This window comes from Phosphitispora sp. TUW77 (genome assembly GCF_048453025.1).
In the GTDB taxonomy this organism is placed as follows: domain Bacteria; phylum Bacillota; class Thermincolia; order Thermincolales; family UBA2595; genus Phosphitispora.
This window is the reverse complement of sequence record NZ_CP156677.1, coordinates 1,500,131-1,527,032: the sequence shown is the minus strand read 5'-3', so window position 1 is coordinate 1,527,032 and position 26,902 is coordinate 1,500,131. Positions and strand designations below refer to the sequence as shown.

At 41.7% G+C, this 26,902-nt stretch carries 25 protein-coding genes and 1 pseudogene; 25 read left to right on the top strand and 1 reads right to left on the bottom strand.

From position 1 onward, the window contains the following. Nucleotides 1–115: 115 nt before the first annotated feature. From ABFY19_RS07225 to ABFY19_RS07120, 22 genes and pseudogenes are all read left to right on the top strand, one after another. Nucleotides 116–586: a chemotaxis protein CheX gene (locus tag ABFY19_RS07225; RefSeq protein ID WP_418789987.1), complete on the top strand. Its 471-nt coding sequence runs from the start codon at nt 116–118 to the stop codon at nt 584–586. 184 nt (nt 587–770) lie between these two features. Continuing rightward, on the top strand, nt 771–2,939 hold the full coding sequence (locus ABFY19_RS07220; protein ID WP_418789986.1) for a YcdB/YcdC domain-containing protein: 2,169 nt from the start codon (nt 771–773) through the stop codon (nt 2,937–2,939). A gap of 124 nt (nt 2,940–3,063) precedes the next feature. Beyond that, entirely contained in the window at nt 3,064–3,705 is a 642-nt protein-coding gene (locus tag ABFY19_RS07215) for an S-layer homology domain-containing protein (RefSeq protein ID WP_418789985.1), read from the top strand. A gap of 82 nt (nt 3,706–3,787) precedes the next feature. Beyond that, nucleotides 3,788–3,973 carry a hypothetical protein gene (locus ABFY19_RS07210; protein ID WP_418789984.1) on the top strand — a complete coding sequence of 62 codons (186 nt, stop codon included), beginning with the start codon at nt 3,788–3,790 and terminating at the stop codon, nt 3,971–3,973. Nucleotides 3,974–4,083: 110 nt separating this feature from the next. Then, nucleotides 4,084–5,439, top strand: a complete 1,356-nt coding sequence (lysA, locus tag ABFY19_RS07205; RefSeq protein WP_418789983.1) for a diaminopimelate decarboxylase — start codon at nt 4,084–4,086, stop codon at nt 5,437–5,439. A 122-nt stretch (nt 5,440–5,561) separates the two neighbouring features. Next, nucleotides 5,562–8,204 (top strand): CBS domain-containing protein, encoded by a 2,643-nt coding sequence (locus tag ABFY19_RS07200; protein ID WP_418789982.1) that lies wholly within the window; start codon nt 5,562–5,564, stop codon nt 8,202–8,204. Between the two features lie 44 nt (nt 8,205–8,248). Beyond that, on the top strand, nt 8,249–8,857 hold the full coding sequence (locus tag ABFY19_RS07195; RefSeq protein WP_418789981.1) for a site-2 protease family protein: 609 nt from the start codon (nt 8,249–8,251) through the stop codon (nt 8,855–8,857). Nucleotides 8,858–8,884: 27 nt separating this feature from the next. Next, nucleotides 8,885–9,766 (top strand): annotated as a pseudogene (trpS, locus tag ABFY19_RS07190) (tryptophan--tRNA ligase); the annotation flags it as partial. A 377-nt stretch (nt 9,767–10,143) separates the two neighbouring features. Beyond that, nucleotides 10,144–10,890, top strand: coding sequence for a segregation and condensation protein A (locus ABFY19_RS07185; RefSeq protein ID WP_418789980.1), 747 nt, complete (start codon nt 10,144–10,146; stop codon nt 10,888–10,890). Nucleotides 10,891–10,894: 4 nt separating this feature from the next. Continuing rightward, nucleotides 10,895–11,491 carry an SMC-Scp complex subunit ScpB gene (gene scpB / locus ABFY19_RS07180; RefSeq protein ID WP_418789979.1) on the top strand — a complete coding sequence of 199 codons (597 nt, stop codon included), beginning with the start codon at nt 10,895–10,897 and terminating at the stop codon, nt 11,489–11,491. 24 nt (nt 11,492–11,515) lie between these two features. Then, nucleotides 11,516–12,274, top strand: coding sequence for a TIGR00266 family protein (locus tag ABFY19_RS07175; RefSeq protein ID WP_418789978.1), 759 nt, complete (start codon nt 11,516–11,518; stop codon nt 12,272–12,274). 118 nt (nt 12,275–12,392) lie between these two features. After that, nucleotides 12,393–13,055 (top strand): DUF2953 domain-containing protein, encoded by a 663-nt coding sequence (locus ABFY19_RS07170; protein WP_418789977.1) that lies wholly within the window; start codon nt 12,393–12,395, stop codon nt 13,053–13,055. After that, entirely contained in the window at nt 13,056–13,499 is a 444-nt protein-coding gene (gene ytfJ, locus ABFY19_RS07165; RefSeq protein ID WP_418789976.1) for a GerW family sporulation protein, read from the top strand. 78 nt (nt 13,500–13,577) lie between these two features. Then, nucleotides 13,578–14,843 (top strand): FAD-dependent oxidoreductase, encoded by a 1,266-nt coding sequence (locus tag ABFY19_RS07160; RefSeq protein ID WP_418789975.1) that lies wholly within the window; start codon nt 13,578–13,580, stop codon nt 14,841–14,843. A gap of 120 nt (nt 14,844–14,963) precedes the next feature. Beyond that, complete coding sequence (locus ABFY19_RS07155; RefSeq protein ID WP_418789974.1) at nt 14,964–15,575, top strand: nucleoside recognition domain-containing protein; 612 nt, start codon at nt 14,964–14,966, stop codon at nt 15,573–15,575. Beyond that, nucleotides 15,566–16,102 carry a spore maturation protein gene (locus tag ABFY19_RS07150; RefSeq protein ID WP_418789973.1) on the top strand — a complete coding sequence of 179 codons (537 nt, stop codon included), beginning with the start codon at nt 15,566–15,568 and terminating at the stop codon, nt 16,100–16,102. The genes ABFY19_RS07155 and ABFY19_RS07150 overlap by 10 nt, the downstream gene beginning before the upstream one ends. A 98-nt stretch (nt 16,103–16,200) precedes the next feature. Further along, entirely contained in the window at nt 16,201–16,917 is a 717-nt protein-coding gene (locus ABFY19_RS07145) for a pseudouridine synthase (protein WP_418789972.1), read from the top strand. A gap of 90 nt (nt 16,918–17,007) precedes the next feature. After that, on the top strand, nt 17,008–18,108 hold the full coding sequence (locus ABFY19_RS07140) for a hypothetical protein (protein ID WP_418789971.1): 1,101 nt from the start codon (nt 17,008–17,010) through the stop codon (nt 18,106–18,108). A 569-nt stretch (nt 18,109–18,677) separates the two neighbouring features. Continuing rightward, nucleotides 18,678–19,427: a copper amine oxidase N-terminal domain-containing protein gene (locus tag ABFY19_RS07135; RefSeq protein WP_418789970.1), complete on the top strand. Its 750-nt coding sequence runs from the start codon at nt 18,678–18,680 to the stop codon at nt 19,425–19,427. A 1-nt stretch (nt 19,428) separates the two neighbouring features. After that, nucleotides 19,429–21,978, top strand: a complete 2,550-nt coding sequence (locus tag ABFY19_RS07130) for an Athe_2463 domain-containing protein (RefSeq protein ID WP_418789969.1) — start codon at nt 19,429–19,431, stop codon at nt 21,976–21,978. Between the two features lie 168 nt (nt 21,979–22,146). Then, nucleotides 22,147–23,787, top strand: a complete 1,641-nt coding sequence (locus ABFY19_RS07125; RefSeq protein WP_418789968.1) for an NAD+ synthase — start codon at nt 22,147–22,149, stop codon at nt 23,785–23,787. Nucleotides 23,788–23,826: 39 nt separating this feature from the next. After that, nucleotides 23,827–24,285: a chemotaxis protein CheX gene (locus ABFY19_RS07120; RefSeq protein ID WP_418789967.1), complete on the top strand. Its 459-nt coding sequence runs from the start codon at nt 23,827–23,829 to the stop codon at nt 24,283–24,285. On the opposite strand, the gene ABFY19_RS07115 is transcribed toward ABFY19_RS07120, so the two are convergent. Next, nucleotides 24,282–24,824: a DUF2179 domain-containing protein gene (locus tag ABFY19_RS07115; protein ID WP_418789966.1), complete on the bottom strand. Its 543-nt coding sequence runs from the start codon at nt 24,822–24,824 to the stop codon at nt 24,282–24,284. The two genes, ABFY19_RS07120 and ABFY19_RS07115, sit on opposite strands and share 4 nt — an antisense overlap. 306 nt (nt 24,825–25,130) lie before the next feature. On the opposite strand from ABFY19_RS07115, the gene ABFY19_RS07110 reads away from it, so the two are divergent. From ABFY19_RS07110 to ABFY19_RS07100, 3 genes are all read left to right on the top strand, one after another. Further along, on the top strand, nt 25,131–25,373 hold the full coding sequence (locus ABFY19_RS07110; protein WP_418789965.1) for a hypothetical protein: 243 nt from the start codon (nt 25,131–25,133) through the stop codon (nt 25,371–25,373). A gap of 95 nt (nt 25,374–25,468) precedes the next feature. Next, on the top strand, nt 25,469–25,933 hold the full coding sequence (locus tag ABFY19_RS07105; RefSeq protein ID WP_418789964.1) for a hypothetical protein: 465 nt from the start codon (nt 25,469–25,471) through the stop codon (nt 25,931–25,933). A gap of 31 nt (nt 25,934–25,964) precedes the next feature. After that, nucleotides 25,965–26,825, top strand: a complete 861-nt coding sequence (locus tag ABFY19_RS07100; protein ID WP_418789963.1) for an HDOD domain-containing protein — start codon at nt 25,965–25,967, stop codon at nt 26,823–26,825. The last annotated feature ends 77 nt before the right edge of the window (nt 26,826–26,902 follow it).

Here is a 26,902-nt window from a genome sequence, read left to right as displayed (position 1 = left end):
GTGTAAAACCGAAAAGGGGGTTTAATTAAACATAACCCTGAGCTAAAGTTGTAATCTAATAAATTATCATTAATAAAAAACTTCTAATAAGCTAAATTGTAAAGGAGGAGACGATTTGAAGGCAGAATTTATTAACCCTTTTATTATAGCAACCAAGAAGGTGTTAAGCCAAGAACTGGGAAAACCGATAACTACTGAGATAGGAAGTCTTACAATGCAAAAATCTTCTTACACTGCTTTGGATATGACGGTACTAATCGGTGTAACCGGATCGATTCAGGGGATTGTAATGTTCGGGCTTTCCGAAAGGGCTGTTAAGAATTTTGTTTCAGGAGTCCTTGGGGAACCTGTTCCGGTCATTGATGCAATGGTGGAGTCTGCAATTGCAGAGATGGGCAATGTTGTTACCGGTCATGCCAGTACAGAACTAGAAAAAGCCGGGTATCCTTGTACATTGGCCCCACCGACGGTGATAACAGGCCGGGGTGTAATGATTTCGACAATAAATATTCAACGTTTACAGGTTCCGCTAAAGACTGACCTGGGTGACATGGAAATTAGTGTGGCTTTGAAAGAAACAAAATAAATAATTAACAAAATAGATAATTTTACATAATAAGCTGTCATTATTAGCTGTCATTGACAGCTCTTTTTTTTAAGTAGAGCGCGATTTTTAATGAAAAATTTATTGTGGAAAATGGAACATTTTTCATTTAGAGCCGTCATAAATAATGTAAATTAAAGTTAATATCTTTTGAGGGGGAGTAATAATGAAAAAGGCCTTTAAGTTGTCACTGGTGATTTTTTTGATAACAACACTTCTTTTCCCGGCTTATAGTTTTGCTCAGTATGACAGGGAGCTTGAACAAGCAATTGAAATGGCCAAGTCGGTTTTTGAAGTCTCTGATGCTTATGACAATTTCAGTTATAACATGCATAAACAGGGTGATAGGACTGTCTTTGACTTGATGTGGAGTGATGAAAACAACAAAATGGGCAGTATAAACGTATCTATTGATACATTGGGCAGGATTATTAGCTATTATTCTTACACTCCCAATCAGGAAATTAACAGGCCGAAACTACCGGCTATAAGTAAGGAAGAGGCCCGTCAAAAAGCTGAGGACTTTATCCGGAAAATCAATTCCGTCCCATTTGAAAAACTGCAGTATCAGAATGAAGAACAGCGCCAGAATATTTATGACACAGCATATAATATGAAGTATATCAGGATAGAGAACGGAGTCCCTTATTTCAATAACAGTGTCAATGTATCTGTTAACAACTTAACCGGCAAAGTAGAAAGTTACAACTGTTTTTGGAATTATGACCTTGAGTTTTGCGACCCCAATGACATTATTACCCTTGAAGATGCTAAAAAAATTTATGTCCAGGAACTTGGGCTTAAATTGCAGTATAAACTAAAATATGAACAGGATGACTGTAATCCCTATCTTGTTTATACCAATGTGTATATTAATCACTCAATTGATGCCGGTACAGGGGAAATAGTTGTTACTGACCCTTATTATAGGTTTTACAATGGAATCGAAGCTTCTGCAAAAATGTTAGATTCAAGTATTCAAGGTTATGGTCCGGAAAAGCAGGTAATTTCCCTTACGCCGCAAGAACGCGAAGCAATTGAAAGCGCTGCTGGAATTATGAGTGAGGATAAAGCGGAAGCTGCTGCAAGGAAGGCCATCAATATAGGTAATGAATACCAGTTGACTGATATAAATCTCTATAAAAGCTGGATTAACAAACAGGATTTTTTATGGACCATGTCTTTTAATAAGGGTAAAGCCAATGAAGATGTTGTGAAAGATGAGAGTTATTATGTGACTATTGACGGGAAAACCGGTGAACTCCTTAATTTCTACAAATCACAGTATTTAGAGAAAGAAAGGCAGCCGGTGTATAACGAAAAACAGTCATTAAAGATTGCGACAGATTATATAAAAACTGTGCAGCCACAGTGGTATCTCGAAACCGAATATGTTACTTGGAACCGGCAGTATAATCAACCGGTAACGGAGACGGAACCGAGGCAGTATTATTTTGCATTTGAACGCAAGACAAATGGAGCGAATTTTCCTGACAATGGTTTTAATGTAACAGTTGATGCGGTTACGGGTAGTATTATCAGCTACAGTTTTAATTGGTATAAAGGAGAGCTTCCGGAGACGGAAGGAATTATCAGTATTGCTGATGCCAATGCAATTCTGTTGGAAAAGGCGGGATTGCAGCTGCAGTATATACCATATAACAATGATCAGGATACAGTCGTTGCAATACTGCCTCCTCCATATGAAGGCATTGAAAAGAGTGTAAGACTTGTTTATGCGTTAAATTCCGGTATTCCCGCAAACATTGACCCCTATAATGGGAACATTCTTGATTATAACGGTGAACTCTATAATTCAAATGAAGTATTACAATATATTGATATATCCGGTCACTATGCGGAAAGTAAGATTAAGGACTTGGCTGTATTTGGCATCATGCTTCCGGGGGAAGAATTTAAGCCTGATAAAAATATAATCCAGAGGGAGTTTCTCTATCTGCTGCAAAAAACCGTTAACTCATATTATCCGTATAAACCTGATAAGGAACATGATAAAGAACTTTACAGCATTCTTATTAACAGCGGTATAGTCCGTGAAGGGGAGCAGACTCCGGATTCGTTTATTACAAGGCAGGATGCGGTTAAGTTCATTATCAGGGCACTTAATTACTCCAAGGTTGCTGAAATAGATAAAAATATTTTTTCAGTGCCCTTTAAAGATGCCGAAAAGATTGATAGGCAACTTTTGGGTCATGTTGCTATCGCCTATGGTCTGAACATTGTCCAGGGCAATAATGGATATTTCAATCCTGCGGCGCTGCTGACCAGGGGACAGGCGGCAGTGGTGATACACAATTTCCTTAACTCTAGGTAAGGAAAATATTTTCCAGATATTACATGATTATTTAAGGAGGTAAAAATCAAATCATGGTCAAATAGTATAAATATATCAGAAATGGTTATGTCCATCAAAATCAACATGATGAGGGGAATTTACCATGACAAAAAAAGCCTCCTTGCTGCTTATACTTATTGTGACACTTGTTTTAAGTTTCATGTTCCAGTTCTCATCGTGGGCAGGTCAGTTCAGCGACTTGACTGCCTCTCATTGGGCTTATGATGAAATAAATAAATTAAAACAATTGGGATATATTAACGGTTATCCTGACGGAACTTTTAAACCTGAAGCCAACATTACCAAGGCAGAGTTTGCCGCTATAATGAGCAGGATGGCGGGGGACCTTTATCCTGAAGGGAATATCTATGACAACTCAAGGATACTTGCTAATATGAATAAAGCCCATTGGGCATACGGGGCGGCAAAAGCCATGTTGAGTCATATGTCTGGAGAAGATGCGCAGAACATATTTGGCGCCGGGTTTTACCCTGAGAAGAAAATTACCAGAGAAGAGGTTGTGGCTATTATTTATGCCATAATTAAACAGCACACTGATTTTTCTGATATAGAGATTACAAATTCACGCTTCTCAGATATAAGCAGTGCCAGGTTTGTTGAAAGTATAAACCTGTGTGTACAGCAGGGAATTATAAATGGTTATCCTGATGGAACTTTTAAACCGGTCCGAAACATAACCAGGGCTGAGATAACAGCTATTCTTATCAGGGTGGCAGAAGGATAAATAAAATTCCTAAAGTTTTTGTAGTATTGTACCGATATATAGCAAGCAAGGGAATATTAGGTAAGGGGTAAGGGGGGCTAAGATGAACATTTCATCTCTGGTTAATTCTGCATATTTTAAACCCCTGGTATTAACTAAGGTCCCTGAGAGTAAAAGCGGAACAGACTATAATGAGCCGGCAAATCCAGTAAACAATAAAGCGCAAGATTTTGCCTCAATACTTAAAGAAACAACATTAAAAAACAGTAACGGCAACGGGAGTGTCTGAAATAGATACTCTTTTTCTTTTATCTAAATCAATTGACTGTAGGTAATATATGTGTTAAAATTTAATGAAAATTTTGGTGATTGTATTACATTTTGGAGGGGATACAAACTGTGAAATTACATGGGACTATGCTAATTAATAATAAAGGACACCTGGAGGTAGGCGGATGTGATACTGTTGAACTTGCTAAGGAATTTGGCACACCTTTGTATGTAATGGATGAAGGGCATTTAAGAGAAAATTGCAGGAAGTATTATCAGGCATTTACCGGAACTTACTCTAATTCGCTGGTTATTTATGCCAGTAAGGCTTTTCTTACTTTGGCGATGTGTAAGCTTATTGAATCTGAAGGTTTGGGCCTTGATGTAGTGTCGGGAGGGGAATTGTATACTGCTCTAAAGGCAGGATTCCCGCGGGAATTAATTTATTTTCATGGAAATAACAAGTCGTTTGAAGAACTGCAAATGGCCCTCGATTCAGGTATAGGAAGAATTGTTGTCGATAATGTTCAGGAATTGGATAAAATTAATGAGTTGTCCGGCAGGATGCATACCAAGGCTAATATTCTTATCAGGGTTACACCGGGAATAGAAGCTCATACACATGAATATATACAGACAGGGCAGATTGATTCTAAGTTTGGCATGGTTATCAGTAATGGTCAGGCGCTTGAAGGGATTAAAAAGGCCTTGGAGTATAATAACATTAACCTTATTGGGCTCCATTGCCATATAGGTTCACAGATATTTGAACTGGAATCATACCAGCATACAGCTGAAGTTATGATGGAATTCCTTATGAAGGTTTACCTGGAAACAGGGTACAGGTTTTCCGAGCTTAACCTTGGAGGAGGTTTTGGCATATATTATGCTTCAGGAGATAAACCGGCAAGCATTAAAACCTATGCTGCTATGGTAATGGAGACAATTATACAAAAATGTGAGGAAAACCAGTATCCTATGCCTAGGGTAATTGTTGAACCAGGGCGTTCAATTGTTGGAACAGCAGGGCTTACTCTTTATACTGTGGGGACTGTTAAAGACATTCCCGGTGTCAGGAAATATGTTTCTGTTGATGGGGGCATGACTGATAATCCCAGGCCGGCGCTTTATCAGGCTCGTTATGAGGCAATCCTTGCCAATAAGGCTGACAGGCGAAAGGTTGAAGAGGTTTCGATAGCAGGGAAATGCTGTGAGTCTGGTGATATGTTAATTTGGGACCTGCACGTGCCTGAAGTTCAGCAGGGTGATATCTTAGCTGTTTCCAGCACCGGAGCATATAATTATTCTATGTCAAGTAATTATAACAGGATTGCCAGACCTGCCGTGGTTTTTGCCGGGGAGGGCCGGGCTGACCTTGTGGTAAAAAGAGAAACCCTTGAAGATATAATAAGAAATGATGTTGTGCCGGAAAGAATCAAAAACGGGATTTCTAAAACACATGCAGATTTAAAAGTATCAGGCTAATGTATCGGGGGCATCCCACTTATGGGATGCCCCTTTGTTATTGGGGTTATTGGCCCTGTATTTCTTTTTTTTACAGGAAAATTATGATATAATAATCTGGTAACGGCCAAGGAGGATAAAACATGGAAATAATAGTCAGCCATAACAATACAGATTTTGATGGACTGGCTTCAATGATAGCAGCCAAAAAGCTGTTTCCTGATGCCGAGCTTGTGTACAGTGGGAAGCTGCACCGGAATGTTAGAGAATTTATGTCACTTCATAAGGACACTTTTAATTTCCGGCTGGCAAGGGATATCAATTTTAACGAAGTGACCAGGCTTATTCTGGTTGATACCAAAGGCATCTCCAGGATTGGCGAAGTACGCGAGGTCCTGGAAAACCCGGGAATAGAAGTGTTAATATATGACCATCACCCGGCTACTGATGATGATATTAAGGGTTCATTTGAGCTGATAGAGAATGTGGGTGCGGCTACCACTCTCCTGGTAGAAATAATGAAAGAACAGGGTCTAGCTATAAATCCATTTGAGGCCACGGTTTTCGCCCTTGGAATTTATGAGGATACTGATTGTCTTACATTTACCAGTACAACTTCAAGAGATGCTGAGGCCGTTGCGTATTTATTGTTAAAAGGGGCTAAGCTGCCGGTAGTTTCGGAATTTATTGACAGGCCTTTATCTGAACAGCAAAAAAACCTCTTAAACAAACTCATTGTGGCATCGGAATCATATGATATAAATGGTGTCAAGATACTGATTACCAGTGGAGAAATTGACGAATATGTCGGGGGCTTGGCTTTATTGCTGCATAAAATGGTTGATGTCTCCAATGTTGATGTGGCCATTGCAGTTGTCCATATGGATGACAGGGTGCATATTGTGGGACGGAGTCAGGACAGAGCTGTGGATGTGTCCAGGATACTGGCAGGTTATAATGGCGGCGGGCATGCCATGGCGGCTTCAGCAACTGTCAAGGATGGTAAGGTAGAGACCATTATTGATGATATAAAAACGCTGTTAAAAGCGAATGTTACGCCGGAAGTAACGGCTGAGAACATTATGTCCGCTCCTGTGAAAACAGTTACTCTGGATACAACTATTGAGGAAGCAGGCAAGATATTGTTGAGATATGGCCATACAGGCCTTCCTGTGGTTGATGGTGAAAAAATGGTTGGTATCATTTCCAGGCGGGACATTGATAAGGCTAAACACCACGGTCTCGGCCATGCTCCTGTAAAAGGCTTTATGTCCCGAAGGGTAATCACAATATCAGGGAAAACAACTTTGCCTGAGATTCAGCATCTTATGATTGATCATAACATTGGCCGGCTTCCGATAATCAACAAAGGACGTATCGAAGGGATAGTGTCACGGACAGATGTTTTAAGGTCTCTCCACGGTGAACATTACCCTGGAAAATATGAGCGGATATATAATATCTCACAGGCAGCGGATAATAGTTCGGATAACCTGAAGAATCTTATGACAGCTAACCTTTCACGACCAATCAGGGACATGCTCAGTCAGATAAGTTACCTGGCGGATCGGGAAGGCTGCCAGGTTTTTGTGGTTGGCGGATTTGTTAGAGATCTTATTCTGGGAGTGGAAAACTTTGATATTGACCTGGTGGTTGAAGGGGACGGTCCGGGTTTTGCCCGCTCACTAGCTCAATTCCTCTGTGGGAGGGTTAGGGTCCATGATAAATTTGGTACTGCTATGGTTATACTTGATGATAATTTCCGCATAGATGTGGCAACAGCCAGGACCGAATATTACGAATATCCGGCTGCCCTGCCTAAAGTAGAAGTATCATCATTAAAGCAGGACTTGTATAGACGTGATTTTACCATTAATGCAATGGCAGTGACTCTTAGTGCAAAGAATTTCGGCAAACTGGTGGATTATTTCGGTGGCAGACGAGACTTGGAAGAAGGAATAATCAGGGTCTTGTATAATCTTAGTTTTGTTGAGGATCCCACCAGGATACTGAGGGCTGTTCGTTTTGAGCAGAGGTATGGGTTCAAGATTGAAACCCAGACCCTTTCCCTGGTCAAAAGGGCCATAAAAGGCAAAATGCTGGCCAAGCTGTCTGCAGACAGGGTCAGGGAAGAATTAAAGCATATTCTGAGTGAAGCTTCACCGACAGGCTCTATTCTTAGAATGTGTGAACTTAATATATGGCCTTTTATCCTTCCTGATGCCAATACAGGCCAAGAGTCACTTGAAATTATAAAAAGGCTGCCTCCTGCAATGGAATTTGTCAGATGTGCATGTGGCTATATGAAGCTGAATTCTTGGATCTTGTATTTGGGGCTACTGTTAAGGGATACCGGATGCCAAATTTCCCTGATAGATGAGAAGCTCAGAATTACTAAAGAAGAGCAGAAAAAACTGATTGAACTTTTGTGCCTTTGCCCCGAAGTTATTATAAACCTTTCCGGCAGGCAATCAATGAAGATGAGTCAAATAGCTTCAGTTGTGCGGGAATTATCAGGTGAAGGCTTTGCGTTTATACTGGCGGTTTCTACTGCAGACCTTGTTAATGAGCGTGTTAAAGAGTATCTGACCCATGCCCGGGACAATAAATTATTAATAAACGGAGAAGATATAAAGGAACTGGGATATAAGCCGGCCCCTTTTTTTAAGGAGGCCCTTGACGCCGTCGGGGAAGCCCGGCTTGATGGAGCAGTTGTTACGAAGGATGAAGAGATAAACTTTGTCAGTGAATTCTTGGAACGGATTGGGGCAAAAAAGACCAATTAAAAAGGCTCTAATAAGGAAACTTGCCCTGAAAGGAGTTAATTGATTTGTATTTTGATATTCAGACAATGATTTATATTTTGCCAGCCCTTCTCTTAGGGCTTACTTTACATGAGTTTGCCCACGCATATGTGGCATTCAGGCTGGGTGACCCCACAGCAAAGAACCTGGGCAGGCTGACTATAAACCCATTGAAGCACCTGGACCCCCTGGGGACGATATTTCTATTGTTTTTCCATTTCGGATGGGCTAAACCAGTACCGATTAACCCGTTTCATTTCAAGGGTGACAGGCAGCGGGGCATGCTCTGGGTGTCCCTTGCGGGACCGGCTACCAACTTGATGATAGCCGTGGTAACTGTTTTGTTATGGAGGATAATGATGCCCCAGAGTGAAGTTATTCGGATTATCTTCGCTTATATGGTATCCATAAACCTTATCCTGGCGGTCTTTAACATCATTCCCGTCCCCCCTCTGGATGGGTCAAAAATTCTTGCCGGACTGCTGCCGCGCAGATACAGTCACATAGTTTATAATCTAGAAAAATACGGGTTTATAATACTGATCCTGATGATGTTATTTGGAGTTATAGGTACTATATTAATGCCGATAGTGCAAGTTATTCAAACCTTGTTGTTTAAGCTGGCAGGGTTTTAAAAAAGTTTGTCATTGGAGGAGATTAAGATGAGCAAGGGCACGATATTGAGCGGGATGAGGCCGACGGGAAGGCTGCATATAGGACATTTGAGTGTTTTGGAAAATTGGGCCAGGCTCCAGGATGAATATAACTGTTATTTTATGATAGCTGACCTGCATTCCCTGACTACTAAGTTTGATGATACTGCAGAACTGCATAATGATACCAGACAAATGGTCCTGGATTGGCTCAGTGTTGGCATTGACCCCGTCAAAAGTGCTGTTTTTGTACAATCATCGGTAAAGGAACATGCTGAACTGCACCTCTATTTTTCAATGAATACACCCCTTGCCTGGTTGGAAAGGTGCCCGACATACAAGGACCAGATAGCCCAGTTCGAAAAACAGGGCAAAGATATTACTACTTATGGTTTTCTTGGATATCCTTTGTTGCAGGCGGCAGATATCCTGATATACCTTGCTGACACCGTACCGGTAGGGGAAGACCAGCTGCCCCATATTGAATTAACCAGGGAGATTGCCCGCAGGTTTAATTTCCTGTATAAGACCGACTTGTTTCCGGAACCCCAAGCACTCTTAGGAAGGTTCCCGCTGGTCCCCGGGGTTGACGGCCGAAAAATGAGTAAAAGCTATGGAAATGATATTGCTATTTCAGCCGTCACAGATGAGGTGAAGAAAAGGGTCAATGCCATGGTGACAGATCCGCAGAGAATTCGCAAGGAAGACCCTGGACATCCTGAAGTATGTATTGTTAATAAATACCAAGAAATATACAATAATGAAATGCTGGAATCTGTCCAGCAAGCCTGCCGGAGCGCGGAACGCGGCTGTGTGGCCTGTAAAAATGAACTTTTGCAGGTTGTGGAACAGATGTTGGCCCCAATTCGTGAACGCCGGGCCAAATATGAAAACAGTTCTTATGAAGACCTCAGGCAGTATGTCATGAACGTAAAACAATATATGGCAGGCCAGGATGAAGTGAAGGTTGATGACAGTGTCAAAAAACGTCCTGAAACCATTGTGAACAGATTTAAGATGTTTACCGGGACACGCAGGGAAAAGAATTACCTAAGTGAAATAGGACAATCTATAATTGATGAATATATGGCAGGTAATTTTACTGAATGTGATATCCAGGATATCCTGGATGCCAAAATGGACTTGGTTAACCTGATATTGTTAAAAGGCAGCCACAGGGCTGGCCGGACTGCCAGTGATACTGTTAAAAAGGTCAAGGATGCCATGAACCTTAGATACTAGTAAATTTTGCTGAGGGGTGAAGTAATTTGGCCTACCAGATTAAACTGGGAGTTTTTGAGGGCCCGTTTGACCTCTTGTTTCACCTGTTAGAAAAAAATGAAGTTGATATCTATGATATTCCAATTGCAAAAATCACCGCACAATATTTGGAATACATCTCGGCAATGCAAATGATGGACCTTGAAGTTGCCAGCGAGTTTCTGGTAATGGCGGCAAACCTTTTGGCAATCAAGGCCAGAATGCTGCTGCCTAAACCACCGGTTAATGATGAGGAGGCCCAAGAGGAGTATGATCCTAGGGACGAATTGGTGGAAAAGCTTCTGGAATACAAGAAGTTTAAGGTAATGGTAGAGTTTTTTCAGGAAAAAGAAACATTAATGAATAGAGTATATACCAGGCCTAATGAAGAGGATATGTTTTATCATCTTTTCAAGGAGGAAAACCCACTTGAAGGGATTAATATGTCCACTCTCCTGGAAGCCCTGCAGGAAGCACTGGAGCGTGCCGTTGACCGGGAACTGACCGGGGAAATTCAAAGAGACGAGGTAACTACCAGGGATAAAATGAAGGAAATAATGCGGCGGCTGTTTTTCCAAAACCGGGGAATTGCTTTTAAGGACCTGTTTCACCCCAGGGTTACCAGAGTAGAGGTGGTTGTGACTTTTTTGGCCCTTTTGGAGTTGATTAAGCTTGGTCGTATTAGGGCATACCAGTCAAGGACTTTTGGAGAAATTATGATATACAGCAGGGATAATGATACTGCCGGAGCTTAAAGGGGTGAATCAGATTATGGGCATGATGTTTCCAAGAGAAACCAAAGCCATAATTGAATGTCTGTTATTTGTATCAAAAGAGCCGCTGACCTTAAAGGTATTGGCACTGGCGATGAATATGCCTGAGAACGAAATTAAAATCCTGGCAGACGAATTAATGTCTGAATATAAAAATGACTGCCGTGGTATTAATATAGAACTGGTCGCTCATGGTTATCAAATGTGTACCAAGCCCGAAATGGCGGGATATATTGAAAAGCTATATAAGCCTCAGGGGACTCACGGTTTATCAAAGGCAGCTTTGGAAACTTTAGCCATAGTTGCGTATAAACAGCCGATTACCAGGGCTGAAATTGAGGCTATCAGGGGAGTCAAGGTGGACAGTGCTATTGGTACACTGGTGGAAAAAAACCTGGTTAAAGAAGTTGGCCGGAAAGAGGGGCCTGGGAGACCGATGTTATTTGGGACTACATCAAGTTTTCTCAGGTATTTTGGTTTGCGGGACCTCGCAGATTTGCCTGACCCTGACGAATTTACCAGGTGCCATGTGGGCATTGAAGAAAAAAATGCCGGCATGGAGGGCGAAGAGGATGGATTTTGAGTAAGTAATGGGAGGTATATTAAAATGGCTGATGTGATTGATTACAAGGTTTACGGTGATGACATGCAGATGGTTGAAATTGAACTTGACCCTAAAGAAGGGGTGCGTGCCGAAGCCGGGATGATGATGTATATGGAAGACGGTATTGAAATGCAGACAGGTACCGGAGGCGGGCTGTTCAGCGGTTTCAAGAGAATGATAACAGGTGAGAGTTTTTTTATTACAACTTTTATGAACAACAGCTCACAAAAGTCAAGGGTTGGTTTTGCAGCTCCTTATCCCGGAAAAATAGTTCCTCTTGACCTGGATAAGCTTGGCGGTGCCTTCCTTTGTCAAAAAGACAGCTTCCTGTGTGCTGCTAAGGGGATTGATATTGAGGTAGCTTTCACCAAAAGACTGGGAGCCGGGCTGTTCGGAGGCGAGGGTTTTATTCTGCAAAAATTGTCCGGTGATGGTATGGCATTTATTCATTCAGGTGGTACCATTATTGAAAAAACCCTGGCAGCAGGAGAAACCCTTAGAGTAGATACCGGGTGTTTGGTTGGGTTTTCAACCTCAGTCGATTATGACATTCAGTTTATTGGCGGTTTTAAAAATGCTTTGTTTGGCGGGGAAGGCATTTTCTTGACCCGGGTTACGGGACCGGGGCTGGTTTACTTGCAGACCCTGCCTTTCTCCAGGATGGCAGACCGTATTGCAGCAGCTGCCGGAGGGACAAGAAACGAAGGTGGAACAAAAGTAAAAGCAGAAAATATTATCGGCTCTTTTTTAGGTAATGACTGATAAATCCGAATGAACAGATGATAGTTAAAACGATTATCATATATTAAGTATATCAGCCGGACAAAATAGACAAAATACAACCTGTAGTGAGAAATATTTCCAACAGGGTGATTGTTCTATGACCGGCTATTTTATTTTTGCGGTGATTTTGCTTGTTTTATTCGCGGCGCTCTTCATCAAGGTGAGCTGCGAAATTAGTTTTGTGCGTAAAAAGAAAAATGACCATTTAAAAATAGAAATATCCGTATTCAAAGGGATTATAAGATATAAGGCTGAAATGCCGGTGTTTGAAATAAACAATAAGCCTTTACAGCCAATGGTGAAAGTGAAAACAGAAGCAGAGGGGGTTTCACCCTCTACAGAAAATAAGGGAAGGTTTTTCGAAGTCCCGTTGGCTGAGCTGCTGCTTCATTTGCCAAGAAATGTCAAATGGGCTTTTGAGTACTTGGAGCGTTACCGCAAAGCAGTAAAACATTTAATTAAGTCGGTGAGGCTTCGTCAATTAAGCTGGAAAACAGAAATTGGTGTGGGAGATCCCGCTTATACCGGGATTGCCGCAGGTTTTCTATGGGCGGTCAAAGGTATGGGATATGGTATTATCAGAAGGAATGTCAGAACAGATAATGCACCGGTTTTCTCAGTACTCCCATGTTATTGCGATACTTGTTTCAGAGTAGAATTTCATTGCATATTTGATTTGCGAATAGGCAATATTATTGTTGCAGGATTAAATTTTGCTAAATGCAGAATTATTCATAAACGCCATAGGGGGAGGATATAAATGGCTGAGCATCCCATAGAAGGGCTAATGAAAACAGCAATGGAAAGTATTAAAGAAATGGTAGATGTAAATACAATTGTGGGTAATCCGGTTGAAACTCCTGACGGCAGTGTAATAATACCTGTGTCCAAAGTAGCCTGTGGATTTGCTGCCGGTGGTGGTGAGTTTGAATCAGATGTCAGGCAGCACGATAATGGAACCGGCAGTGGCAGTACTCAAAAGGAGAATGGTATTACAATGCCGTTTGGCGGAGGAAGCGGTGCCGGTGTGTCGGTACAGCCGGTTGGTTTTCTGGTAGTTGGACAGGGACAGATTAGGCTGATGCCTGTTGACGGCAATGCCGTGGTTGACAGAATAATTGATGTCGCTCCACAGTTAATGTCACAACTGCAGTCAATATTTAAGAGGGATAAAAGAACCCAGGAACAACGTGAATATTGTTAATTTATTATAAGCTGCCGCATATAATGGTGAGAACGGTAATTTGCTTTTGAGTCAACCGGTAGAAAGGAGGACTCAGACGTGAAGGTTGTTGTTGCCGGAGGAGGCTGGGCAGGATGTGCATCAGCTTATTTTGCATCAAAGGCGGGGGCAGAAGTTATTCTTGTGGAAAAAACCGACCTTTTACTTGGTACCGGCTTGGTCGGGGGAATAATAAGAAATAATGGACGTTATACGGCTGCAGAAGAAGCCATCGCCTTAGGCGGAGGTGATATCTTCAGAGTTATTGAATCAGTAGCCAGGCACAGGGATATTAATTTTCCGGGACACAGTCATGCAATGTTGTACGATGTGCAGCGCATTGAAAGGGTAGTCCGCAGGTGCTTGGAAGAACAAGGTGTTAAAATTTTATTTAAGGCCCTGATTAACAGTGCCTCAGTACATAATCAAGAAATAGAGCATGTGGTCACTTCAAAAAATGAGGTGATACCTGGGGATGTTTTTATTGATGCAACCGGGACAGCCGGGCCGATGCATAATTGTATAAAATACGGGACAGGTTGTGCCATGTGCATTCTTCGCTGCCCTTCTTTTGGGCCCAGAGTTAGTTTGACTGCTTTAGCCGGAGTAAAGGAAATCAAGGCAGGGGAAAGTACCCACCAGTTCGAAGCCATGAGCGGCTCCTGTAAGCTTGACAAGAAATCCCTCAATAAAAGTCTTGTGAAAGAACTTGACCGCAATGGAATTATTATCATCCCGCTTCCTGAACATTATCACAAAAAGGATTCTCTTCGAAAAAAGGCCTGCCAGCAATATGCCATGGAAGAATACTCTGCAAATCTTATAATTCTTGATACAGGCCATGCCAAATTAATGACTCCTTTTTTCCCTATTGAAAGCTTAAGAGAACTGGAAGGGTTTCGGGAAGCCAGATATGCAGATCCATATTCCGGTGGCCAGGGAAATTCTGTTAGGTTTATGGCAATGGCTCCTTGTGATGACTACCTTAGGGTAAATGGTATAAAAAACCTTTTATGTGCCGGGGAAAAAACCGGTCCCCTGGTTGGGCATACTGAGGCCATTGTTACCGGGATGCTGGCTGGAAATAATGCGGTAAGGCTTGCAAAAGGTATGGCCCTGCGTATTTTGCCATCAGAATTGGCTGTGGGAGATATAATTTCTTTTATGCACAAGGAAATTAGAACTGAAGAAGGTTTGCAGCAAAAATATACTTTTTCGGGTTCGGTATATTTTAAATCAATGGTAGATAAGGGCATGTACATAACAAACCGGAAGGCAATCAGAGAAAAAGTGCGAAAACTGGGCTTGACCGGATATTTTCAATAAAAGAAACAGGGAGTAATTGAACAAGAACTGCAGAAGTTCTATTTTTTTTTGCATATACATAATTATCAATATAATAGGGACAAAGTGCAGACTAAAAAATGTTTTTGTTTTGGAGGAAGCATGGTCAACATTATTTGGGTAGCAATGTTGTTAACTGGTATTGTGGTTGCCGCCGTTAATGGAAATATAGATGCTGTTACCACTGCAGCCCTTAAAGGGGCTGAGTGGGCAGTTGATTTTGCTCTGGGGTTGATTGCCATCATGGCTTTTTGGCTGGGAATAATGAAGGTGGCGGAGGATGCAGGAATGGTTAAGATACTTGCTAATATAGTTAAACCTATCACTAGATTCCTGTTCCCGACAGTGCCGAGGGACCATCCGGCAATGGGTGCTATTATCATGAACCTTAGCGCTAATGTACTTGGATTGGGCAATGCGGCTACTCCAATGGGTTTGATAGCCATGAAAGAATTACAGAAGCTCAATAAATCCGACCCTAAGACTGCCAGTGAGGCAATGTGCACATTTCTGGCCTTAAACACTTCATGTATTACGGTGATTCCGGCAACAATTATTGGTATTAGGATTCAGGCGGGTTCAGCAAATCCGACAGAAATAGTAGGAACAACTATTTTTGCCACATCATGTGCAATGTTTGTCGCTGTTGTTGTTGACAGGGTTTTGAGAGGGTTATACAGGCGCAAGGATGGAGGTGGCAACAGATGTTTATGAACATAATTACTTTGGCTGCAAAATGGGCAATACCTGTTCTCCTTTTCGTAATTACCGTTTTTGCTTTGTTCAGGAAGGTAAATGTTTATGAATCATTTATTGAGGGTGCCCAAGAGGGGTTTGCTACGGCGGTAAAAACAATTCCTTTTTTGGTTGCCATGTTTGTGGCCATAAGTGTTTTCAGGTCATCCGGAGCTATGGCACTGTTTGTGAAATTGGTTTCGCCGGTAACGGAACTATTAAGTATTCCTGCTGAAGTCTTACCACTGGGGATTATGAGGCCCCTTTCAGGAGGCGGGGCCCTTGGTATAACGGCAGAACTCATTAAGACCTACGGACCAGACAGTTTTATTGGGAAACTTGCTTCAACTTTGCAGGGCAGTACGGATACTACTTTCTTTGTTTTGACACTGTATTTTGGGTCAGTAGGGATAATTAGGTACAGGTATGCCGTATTTTCCGGATTGTCTGCAGATATCACCGGCTTTATAGCTTCAGTAATAGTATGTAATATTGTATTTAGGTAAGCATCATACAACCCTTACTTTCATAAATTATGTTTGTACAGTATAATAAAGTAAACTTGTTGCAATTTATAACAACTATGGAAAAGTAGGTGTTTTCAGTGGAACGTTTGCAGAAATATCTTGCTCGTGCAGGTGTTGCCTCCCGGAGGTCTTGTGAAGAACTGATAGCCAGGGGCATGGTTAAGGTTAATGGAGAAATCGTTACCGAAATGGGTGTAAAGATAGACCCTGATAATGATAAGATTCAGGTCAGGGGGAAATTAATCACAAAGCCTGAAAAGAAGGTTTATTTAATGCTAAATAAACCTAAAGGGTATGTTACTACATTAAAGGACCCACAGGGTAGGCCCAAGGTTACGGACCTTTTGACAGGTATTGAGCAGAGGGTGTATCCTGTTGGCAGGCTTGACTTTGATACTGAAGGCTTGCTTTTACTTACTAATGACGGAGATGTTACTTATGGGTTGACCCATCCGAAGCACGAATTGGGAAAGACATATGTAGTAACAGTTAAAGGTGTTCCCGATAGGGACAAGCTGAACCGGTTTGCCAAGGGCTTGCGCCTGGCAGATGGAATAACTGCACCGGCCAAGGTTCGGCTGGTCCGCAAAAAAGGAAATAATGGTGTTTTGGAAATTACCATTTATGAAGGGCGCAACCGTCAAATAAGGAGGATGTGTGAAACGGTCGGGCACCCGGTTTTGGAACTGAAGCGGGTTTCTATGGGGTTTCTCAGGCTTGACGGACTGGAAGAAGGTAAATTTCGCCATCTCACTAAAGAGGAAATAAGTAAGTTAATAAAATCGGTTAAATGAAAGGCATACTTTGGGCTGATAAAAATATACTTGTTTTAGCCGGCCGTAATTTTAAAAAGCAGCCGGTTAATAGGTATGGGGGTAATTTGGATGGGCAGGCCCAAAGTATATTATATTGATACCAGAAAAATCTTTATACAGTTAGCATTTATTATATTATTAGTAGTACTTGGCATATTTTATTTGCGTTGGGTCAAGGTTACAAAAGTCCAGTTCATTTCACCGGAATTTGAGTCATCATGGGAAATTACTGAAAGTGATGTAATCAAGAGAATTGCACGGGGGGTTAAAGATGCTTCTGAGATAAAGGGGGCAGCTCCGGAGGACGTAATTATAATGAAACTCTTTAGCCAAAAGGAGACTAAGGTTTATAGTTTTGCCTCCCCTGAGGTTATTTATGATATTGTGGGCGGCAGGTGTCTGAAACCATCTGCTGAACTGCATGGTTTATTGAATATAGCTGCAAGGGAACTCAGGCTGAGAAGCCCTTATGGGGAATTACTGGACTGGGATAAAGTACAGCAGCATTTCTTGCCTGGTGAAAAAGTGAAGATATGTGACTTGGATTCAAAAAAGAGTTTTATGGCAGTACGGAAAGGCGGTTACAGTCACGCTGACATCCAGCCTATATCTGAAAACGACAGCAATATTATCAGGGAAATATTTGGCGGGAACTGGAGCTGGAAGAAACGGGCAGTTGTAGTCCGGGACGGGGAGGTTAAGTTTGCAGCCGTCCTTACTGGAATGCCTCACCTGCAGAATGGAGAAAGTGGGTGTTTTGACCTTAGGCTGCCTTTAAGCTGTGACCTCAATAAAGATGATTCTATGGCTTGCCGGATGATGTATTATAAAGCCTCAGGCAAGCTGGATGAAATGCTTCAGGAAGCTGGTCCGTCAGAAATCATACTCCTGCTGTTTACGGCAATAGACCAAAGGGATTGGCAATCAGCCCGGATGATGCTGACATCTCTTGAAGGAGCGGATAGGGATAAACTTGAGAACTTAATTGGGGTTAGTGTGTTTAATCTTAATGAAAACAAATATATGGTTTATCAGGCTTTGGTGTCGGTATCTTTTAGAGACGGTCCGTACAATGACCGCAGAAACTTGGTGGTCCGGCTCAGGCAGGACCGGAAGACAGGAGCCTACCTGGCAGAGCCGGATTTTCTTGAAGCTTTATTTGATAGCTGACTTTTGCTAATATACTGGATAATGACTCATGGGCAAGGACAGCTGATTCATATCATATGGCTTCAAAGCAATGATTTTTCTTTTCCTGCTTTTGATGGTCCTATGAGAGGGATGCAACTTTAAGAAAGGTCCGGGAAGCTGGGTGAGGTGTTGCACAAGGGTTTCCTTGAACTGGCGTCGTGAGGAGTCTTATCGCACCTCTGCTAAGCGAAGTCACGGACCGGAGCAACGGATGGCGGAGCCGCCATTGAGGCAGGTGCCGAATTGGCGGTTTAGTCTATAACTTTGCCAGGAGCAAGGTTAGAAACCTCCGACGCCAGTGCGGAAAACCGGTGTAATGACTCACCAGATTCCCGCCCATCAAAAAGGGAACATCCCACTTATGGGGCTTGTTGACAAAAATGGCTAGGAACTAATTTCTCTAGCCATTTTTTCATTTTATAGTTCGTATTTTATTATGTGGTCTGGATATTGAAGAAAATATATTGGATAATATTAACAAAAATGGTATAATATAATATGTCTGTTATGAACGAATAGAAACAAAAATGATTGGAGAGTGGAGATATTTGAAGAAAGTTGTGTTATTATTTGCAGTTTTAGTATGTTTGCTGGCAACACCTACATTGGTACAGGCTGCCTCAAAGGAAATAACGGTTACTGTAAATGGCAGCAAAATCGAATGTGATGTCAAGCCTTATATTGATTCAAACAACCGGACAATGGTCCCGATACGGTTTGTAGCTGAAGCTCTGGGTTCGGAAGTGAGCTGGGACCAAGAAAGAAAAGAAGTGACCGTAAAACGCAGAGAAAATATGGTTTGCTTGTGGGCAGGCAAACAAAACTATATTGTCAACAATAAAAGCAAAACAATGGATACAGTGCCTGTTATCCTGCCGCCGGGCAGAACTATGGTGCCTGTCAGGTTTGTGGCCGAAGCATTGGGGTGTACAGTTAATTGGGACAGCACAACAAGGACTGTGATAATTGTGCTGGACAATGGTTATTTGCTGCCTGAGGAGACAGATCTAGACATTGATATTCCCGAAGTTATGAAAAACCCCAATGATGTTGACATAGAAATTCTGGTTCTGATGTATAAAGACATGGATTCACAACAAGATGACCTGTATGCATTATTGGCTAGTAAATTCGGCGAAAGGTCCGCAAGTGAAATAACCGAATATGTTTTCAGCAAAAAAGATAGGTTTAATGACTTGCCTGACAGGTCCTGGCAGATTAACAATCAGGAAATTAGAGTAGGCTCCTTATCTGGCGAAGCATGGATATATATACTTATTTATCTCCCGGGGGTGTGATATGTTGAACAAAAAAACTTGTCTGCTCATCTTACTATTAATCAGTATGCTTTTTGCCGGGCCATCCCTTGCCAATGAGTATATTAGGTACATCCCATCACAGGTGCCCCCGGCACATATTGATGGCTGTATTGAAGATGACAATGCTTTTTTGGGATGGAATTATTTTGTAAACACTCTCCCTGATGCAGAACCTGATTTTTCCCAAATCAGGTTGATTAAGTACCCGGAAGATGAACATATGCTGGTCTGGGGGCAGGAACACGGTGATTGTATTAATGGAGTATACAGGTATTTGGGAATTAACGCTTTAGAAGAATATATTACAAATATAGATTGGCCGTATGATGTTCCCATTAGCACTGGGGCCATGTTAGATGACAATAATTGGATAGCCAATCCCTGGACAAGCAGTTTGGTTAATCTGAAGCTCAAGCAAAAAGGAGAACCCCTTATTCATAAAAGCCCCTGGGATGGTGACCCCAAGTTCCTTCCTAACATAGTCAAAGGGCTTCAGGAAAAGCATACATCTGAATTCAGAGGCGACCCGGAACTAACCTGGACCGATTACGTACATATCCTTCAGCCACCCACCTACTACGGCTGGGGGGTAGGCCGGGCCTGGCACATCAAAAACGGAGAAATATTGTACCGCACAATTCCCTTGGCGCCATCTAAATTCCATTTATGGATGCCGAATTTCTATGTCAAGGATTTTGATCCTGGATGCTCCAAGGAAATGGTTGGTGATGGTAATGCTGCTGCCGAGATATATGCTGCAGAGCCGGGAGAAACATATACTGCAACAATAACTTTTGGTATTGATACACTGCTCTCAACTTTCCCGGTGGATCAGACCAGGGTTTTTGTTGCTGGTGAACATCGTTTGAACAGCGGGGAATGGGATACAGTCCTGAAATATCAATCCGGTTCCGGGAGCATTAGCGGACCTCTCAGCTTATGGCCTTATGTACCGTCAGGGCCAAAAGGACAAGCTGTGATATTTACTGAACCGGATACAGAAGTGACGGCAACATTTAATTGGATTGCCATGGCTGATACTAAGGAGCTGGTGGCAGCTATAAACTACCCGCCGGCACAATGGCTTTATTATGAGGGCACAGATGGGAACAGGTTCGAAGACAATGTGGCGGTTGTCCCGATTGCCGTAAAAAGGCTTCCGGATAATTTTGTTCAGGAACTGAATCCCGGTACTGTGGAAACAGAAGAAGGTCAAGAGTATACAGGCACAGTTTCTTTTGGACTGTATGATACCTTTGACAAGCCGGTTAAAGCCAGACTTGGATTAACCCATAACGGCTGGCCGATAACGGAAGTTAATGATACCGAGATTACCTTCAACCCTGGAGAAATAAAGTCATTTTCATTCACCATACACGGTCAGGCCGGAGACAGTAAGCTGGAAGCAGAGATTTGGCCTCTGGAACCAACTGAAAAAGATATCAATTGGAGCAACAACCAAAAAATTACCACTATCAATTCCAGAAAAACAGATATAGCTGTTGGAGAAATCCGCCAGCAATGCCCGGTAATTACCGGGTCAAACCAGATGGCTACAGTAAGTATAAGCAACTTTGGGACTGGTGCGGAAACGTTTCAGGTAAGTTATTATGCGGGAGGAGCAAAGCTGCGGACAGAAATTATCAGTTTGGAAGAAGGGGGTTCGGCAGACCGGTCATTTAATTGGACAGCTCCACAGCAGGCTGGCAGTATTGAATTAAAGGTTGTTGCTGACCCTGAAAAACTGCTTAAAGATGTCAACCTAAACAATAATACGGGAGTTAAAACTGTTTATATTAAGGAACGCGGTCTTCCGCCAACTGCATGTGATTCTCAGTCAAACAAAACCTCCGGAACATGGACAGAAAACTACCGGGTAATTACAGGGCATACGGATGATAATAAGCATAAGTGGGCTACCAGGAAAGTAACTTATCAAGAAAATCTTGCAATAGATATTAAACTGAATACAAAACAAGGGGTGCAGACAGACCCGGCAAACCCTCAGCCGGAAGACAGGGAAAGCAGGGGCAGTTGGGAGATTATCCCGTGGGCTCAGGAAAATGGGCTTGACCCCAACAAAGTAACCAGGGCAGGCTATGGTTTTGAGCTTGAAGTTGAAACAATTTATTGGACAGATTATGAAACAAAAGTTCCTGACGGCATTCATAATACCGCAATACCGAAGGGCGGGATTCTGTTCGGACCCCGGTCAGTCAGGGCAGAGTTTTGGGATACTACAAATAACTCGGTTGAAATAGTCGAACTGGAACCTATTTTCGGTATTTCCGGCGGGCAGAAGGTGACTTGGGCGCTGCCGGAGACAAACCACACTTTTTCGGATGGAACACAGGCATGGGAAAGGAAACATTATGTTGAAACAGACACGATAGATGGAAGGTACTCTGTGGTAGTAAATATCGACAGTGTAGGGAAAACGGGATTAAGAATCTGCCGGGAAGACTATGTAACTATTCATGGAGACATGTATGATGATATGTATTCAACACCAGACAAGCGGGATCAATAATAAAAGTAATATATCAATTTAATGTCAAATTCTACAAAATTTTTCTCAAATTATACAATTTTATCTTAAAGTTTGATATAATTAAAAGATAAATTACTAATAGTAAATATTTAACGTCAGGTGGAGTTTTTAACTTTATCTGACGTTAAAACTCGTGGAGGCAAAGTGATGAAGGTAATTATTGCACAAATTAATCCAACCGTTGGGGATATTGAGGGGAATATAAATAAGCTAACCGAAACTCTGGCTGGCTGTGATAAGGAAACAAATGACCTGGTTGTATTTCCGGAGCTTTTTTTGGTAGGTTATCCTCCCAGGGACCTCTTGGAAAGACAGTGGTTTATAAATAGAACTGAGGAAGCAGTGGCTAGGGTAATATGCTTATCAAAGGCTTACCCTAAAACAGGGATTTTGTTTGGAGTTCCTACATGCAGCAGCAAGACAAAAGGGAAGGCGCTATATAACTCTGCATTACTTATATATAATGGAAAAACCTTGTTTAGCCAGCATAAATCACTCCTTCCAACTTATGATGTTTTTGATGAAGCCAGATATTTTGAACCGGCTTCTGCAGTGGGAACAGTGAAATTCAAAGGTGAAACCTTGGGCATTTCGGTGTGTGAGGATGCGTGGAATGAACAGGGTATGTGTGATATCGGGAATTACGGATATGACCCAATAGAGGAACTTGTTAAACAGGGGGCTACCTTATTAATTAATATCTCAGCTTCACCTTTTCATGTGGGCAAAGAAGAGCTGCGTTTTCGGATTATCAGCAGCCATGCGCGAAAACACGGGGTGCCGTTTTTGTACGTTAACCAGGTTGGAGGTAATGATGAGCTGGTTTTTGACGGTAGAAGCATGTGTGTTGATAAAAATGGCGAACCGGTTAAAGTACTTCCAGCATTTAAAGAAGAACTGGCAGTTGTGGATACTGAAGCAATCGGAAGCTCGAAATTTTATACTCCGATGAATAGGACTGCTTCCATATATGGCGCTTTAGTTACTGGAATCAGTGATTATATGAAAAAATGCGGGTTTAAAAAAGTAGTTCTGGGGTTGTCAGGGGGAATTGATTCTGCTGTTACCTGCTGCCTGGCTGTGGAAGCAGTAGGAAAAGAAAATGTAATAGGTGTTACCATGCCGTCACCTTATTCTTCCACAGGCAGTGTTGAGGATTCACGGAGGCTGGCCGAAAACCTTGGAATTGAGTTTAAAGTGATTCCTGTTTCCGGCATTTATTCATCATACCTGGGGTCTCTTGAGGAGCATTTTCATGGTGTAGAGCCTGATATTACTGAAGAAAATATACAGGCCCGCATTCGTGGCAATATAACTATGGCACTTTCCAACAAGTATGGATATCTGTTGTTGTCTACCGGAAACAAAAGTGAAATGGCCGTGGGTTACTGTACTCTTTATGGCGACATGTGCGGCGGCCTTAGCCCAATATCTGATGTTCCTAAAACAGTTGTTTACGACCTGGCGCGATTTATTAACCGGGAAAAAGAAATTATCCCTGAGGAGACAATCACCAAACCACCATCAGCCGAATTAAGGCCTGATCAGTTGGATCAAGATACTTTGCCGCCATATGATATTCTTGACGGAATTTTGAGTTATTATTTGGACGAAGGCTGTTCTGCCGAAGATATTATTCAAAAAGGCTATGATAGTGAAACAGTGTACTGGGTAATTAGAACAGTTAACAGAAACGAATACAAAAGAAAACAAGCTGCACCAGGTATTAAAGTAACTACAAAAGCATTTGGAATTGGCAGGAGGATGCCAATTGCAGCAAAGTATTGATGATAAGCTCCATGATTGTTACCGGAAGGGGGAAGTTCATTGAAAGCAGAAATTATAAATCCATTTCTTGTTTCGGCAAAAGAAATACTGGAAATGGAAACGGGTCTAACAGGAATAAGAGGGAAATTGTCCCTGGCTTCTTCCAAATGGACTACCCAGGAAATAACTGTAATCATAAACATAATTGGGGATGTTAAGGGTACTTTTTTGATTGGCACACCGATAAGAACAGCAATAAACCTTGTTGAGATAATGCTGCGGGATTCGATTGATTCTTTTAATGATATAGTTATCAGCGGAATTGCGGAATTGTCCAACATTATTGCCGGAAGGGCACTGGTCAATCTTGAAAAAATAGGTTATAACTCTGACATTACTCCACCAATGCTGCTGTATGGGCAGAAGGCCAATATTTCTACACTGAAGCGTAGAAGGATACAGATACCCTTAAAAACTGACATAGGATTAATCGAACTGAGTATTGCCCTGGAAGATTAATAACCCTTTCTTTTCATTGGGAAAGTGCCGCCGTGAATATTTTTAGCATCTGAAACAGTAAAAAATACATCTGGTGATATTTCATCAAGAATTTTAACTGCAAGTTTGAGGTCTTTCCTCTTAAGGGATGCAAATAGTATGGTCCGTTTACCTTGACGTCCCTCACCCTCAACTTTGGTTACTCCAAACCCACGGTTTCTGAGACCTTCAGCAATGAGGCTGCACTGGCAGTGCTGAGGGAAAATCTGTAGTGAAACATACCCAATAGCAAGCCTATGTTCTATTAAGCTGCCGAAATAATTGCCGGTGGCGAACCCGCCGGCATATGCGATAACTTTGCCGATATCGTTTAATCCTCCGGTAAGCACTTGGTTCAAGGCTATAACGAAAACAGTAACTTCACAAAATCCAATAAATGCTGCTAATACACGGCGGTCACGCATAAGCATCAAGATTCTTAATACATCCAGAGTCATATCAAAAACACGGGCAAAAAATATAAACAAATAAATTCCAATAGTTGGTGTAAGCAATTCCATGAAAATCCCCCTTCCTAAAAAGATAAAGAGAAGGCCCTAATAGTATTAACAGTTTTCGGGATAAAATAAATTTTTACCTTCTTAAATATAAAATAATTAACTTAATTTCACCTGACCCAAGAACTATGTTGATATGAAAATCAGGTTAACAGTAAGGAGAGGCTGCTGCCTCTCCTTACTAATTCCATGGTCTAAAGGGCTTGTCAATTGTTTTGCTCCATTTTTATTGATTTTATTGAAACATTTATGCATATAAAAAGAGAGGTTGTTTAATGATATTGTTAAAATGCTTAAGGAGTGGTAGTTGTGCCAAAATGCGCCAAGTGCGGAAATTCATTTAGTTTTGGGTGTTCCGCTATTCCATCCGTAACCCCTGCTGCAAACGGATTGGTGTCAGGATTAATAGGAAATTTTGATCAACAGGGACATATTACAGAAATGGATTCCCTTATTAATAATCTTGACCAGGTTCAGGAGGCTTGGGAGTTCCCTGAAGAGTTTTTTGACACGTGTTATGAGTGCGGAAGTAATGAAATAATATGGGAATAAGAGTTAACCGATTACTTTTCAGAGAGTATCAGAAGGAATTTTAAGAAGATTGGCGAAAAAGTACAAAAATTGGGGATTTTGAAAGGGGAACCATAATGGTTAGGACAAGTATTGGTGATGAAGTAGTCAATACCGCAATCAGAGTTAAGATTAGACTTGATTATAAAGGTATGCAAAAACCAGGTAAGTTTTTTTTCGGGGGCAAAAGTACCGAGGAAGTAGCTGAGGAAAATAGGGAACAACAGGTTCAGACACTGCGGAATGTTCCCATGCAGGGTATTGTCATTGAAGAAGTTGATATGAGCAGCGATGTATATATTGTATTCGATGAATTTATTAATGCCCAGATGGCATTTGCGCCTGTTATCCTAACCGTGACTGTTGATAGCCTGGAAGATGTAATCAAGTTTATTGCCAGGGAGGAATTCAGGAAAATAGAAATAATTCAACCGGAAAACGTTGTTTTAACCAAGGTTGATATTGAGCGGGTATTATTTAAGGTTAGTGAAGAACTTAGAAACTATAGGATGTTAATCGAAAGAAAATACAGTTCAAGATAATTAACACCATATATTGAAAGGATTGATTATAGTGGCGGAGTTGTCTCTAGATGATGTTGTTCAAAAGGTAGAGGAGTTGCCGGCTTTACCGCATGTAACATACAGAGTGCTTGAACTAACCAGCAAGCCTGATACTTCTTTAAATCAACTATCAGACATTATTACACAGGACCAGGTACTTACAGCAAAGGTGCTGCGGATGGCGAACTCAGTTTATTACGGATTTGCGCGGCGTATATTTGGAATCACTGAAGCCCTGCTGATTTTGGGCTTTAGTACAGTCAGGAACCTGGTGATGGCTGCTTCGGTATACAATGTGATGGACAGAGAGGTTCAGGGATACTTTTTACCAAAGGGTGAATTGTGGAAGCATTCCATGTCAACTGCCCTGATAGGCAGATCTCTTTCGAAGAAAATTGGTTATGAATTTCCAGACCAAGCATTTGTGGCTGGATTGCTGCATGACATAGGGAAACTTATTCTAAATACGTATATGACCCAAAAATTTGAAGATGTTATTTCTAAGGTGGCAGCGGAAAATATTCCGTTTATGTTGGCAGAACAGCAGATACTAGGTTTCGACCATGCTGTTATTGGTTCTACGGTAGCTGAAAAATGGAACCTGCCTTTTGAGTTGGTTGAAGCAATAGCTAATCATCATACACCGGCGCTGGCAAAGTATAATCCCAAACTAACCTCTATAATTCATGTTGCTGATGCTGCCAGCATGTCTATGGGGATAGGGCTGGGCGGGGATGGTATGCTTTATCCTTTTGACGGATTCGCCACTGAACTCCTGGATTTAAACAACGAATTAATAGAAGAAACTATTGCAGAAATAGCTGATTCCCTGATAGATGCAGAAACCATGATAGAAAACCATACTCCCTAATATTAAACAAAAATTTAAAACATATTTCCAAAGGGAGCATGAATACTTAGACATAAGGCTATTTACCCCTAATGCTT

Coding starts and splice junctions, on each gene's coding strand:
- ABFY19_RS07220 (WP_418789986.1), top strand. CDS start 771: ATGAAAAAGGCCTTTAAGTTGTCACTGGTGATTTTTTTGATAACAACA.
- ABFY19_RS07215 (WP_418789985.1), top strand. CDS start 3,064: ATGACAAAAAAAGCCTCCTTGCTGCTTATACTTATTGTGACACTTGTT.
- ABFY19_RS07210 (WP_418789984.1), top strand. CDS start 3,788: ATGAACATTTCATCTCTGGTTAATTCTGCATATTTTAAACCCCTGGTA.
- ABFY19_RS07200 (WP_418789982.1), top strand. CDS start 5,562: ATGGAAATAATAGTCAGCCATAACAATACAGATTTTGATGGACTGGCT.
- ABFY19_RS07175 (WP_418789978.1), top strand. CDS start 11,516: ATGGCTGATGTGATTGATTACAAGGTTTACGGTGATGACATGCAGATG.
- ABFY19_RS07170 (WP_418789977.1), top strand. CDS start 12,393: ATGACCGGCTATTTTATTTTTGCGGTGATTTTGCTTGTTTTATTCGCG.
- ytfJ (WP_418789976.1), top strand. CDS start 13,056: ATGGCTGAGCATCCCATAGAAGGGCTAATGAAAACAGCAATGGAAAGT.
- ABFY19_RS07155 (WP_418789974.1), top strand. CDS start 14,964: ATGGTCAACATTATTTGGGTAGCAATGTTGTTAACTGGTATTGTGGTT.
- ABFY19_RS07150 (WP_418789973.1), top strand. CDS start 15,566: ATGTTTATGAACATAATTACTTTGGCTGCAAAATGGGCAATACCTGTT.
- ABFY19_RS07140 (WP_418789971.1), top strand. CDS start 17,008: ATGGGCAGGCCCAAAGTATATTATATTGATACCAGAAAAATCTTTATA.
- ABFY19_RS07130 (WP_418789969.1), top strand. CDS start 19,429: ATGTTGAACAAAAAAACTTGTCTGCTCATCTTACTATTAATCAGTATG.
- ABFY19_RS07125 (WP_418789968.1), top strand. CDS start 22,147: ATGAAGGTAATTATTGCACAAATTAATCCAACCGTTGGGGATATTGAG.
- ABFY19_RS07115 (WP_418789966.1), bottom strand. CDS start 24,824: ATGGAATTGCTTACACCAACTATTGGAATTTATTTGTTTATATTTTTT.
- ABFY19_RS07105 (WP_418789964.1), top strand. CDS start 25,469: ATGGTTAGGACAAGTATTGGTGATGAAGTAGTCAATACCGCAATCAGA.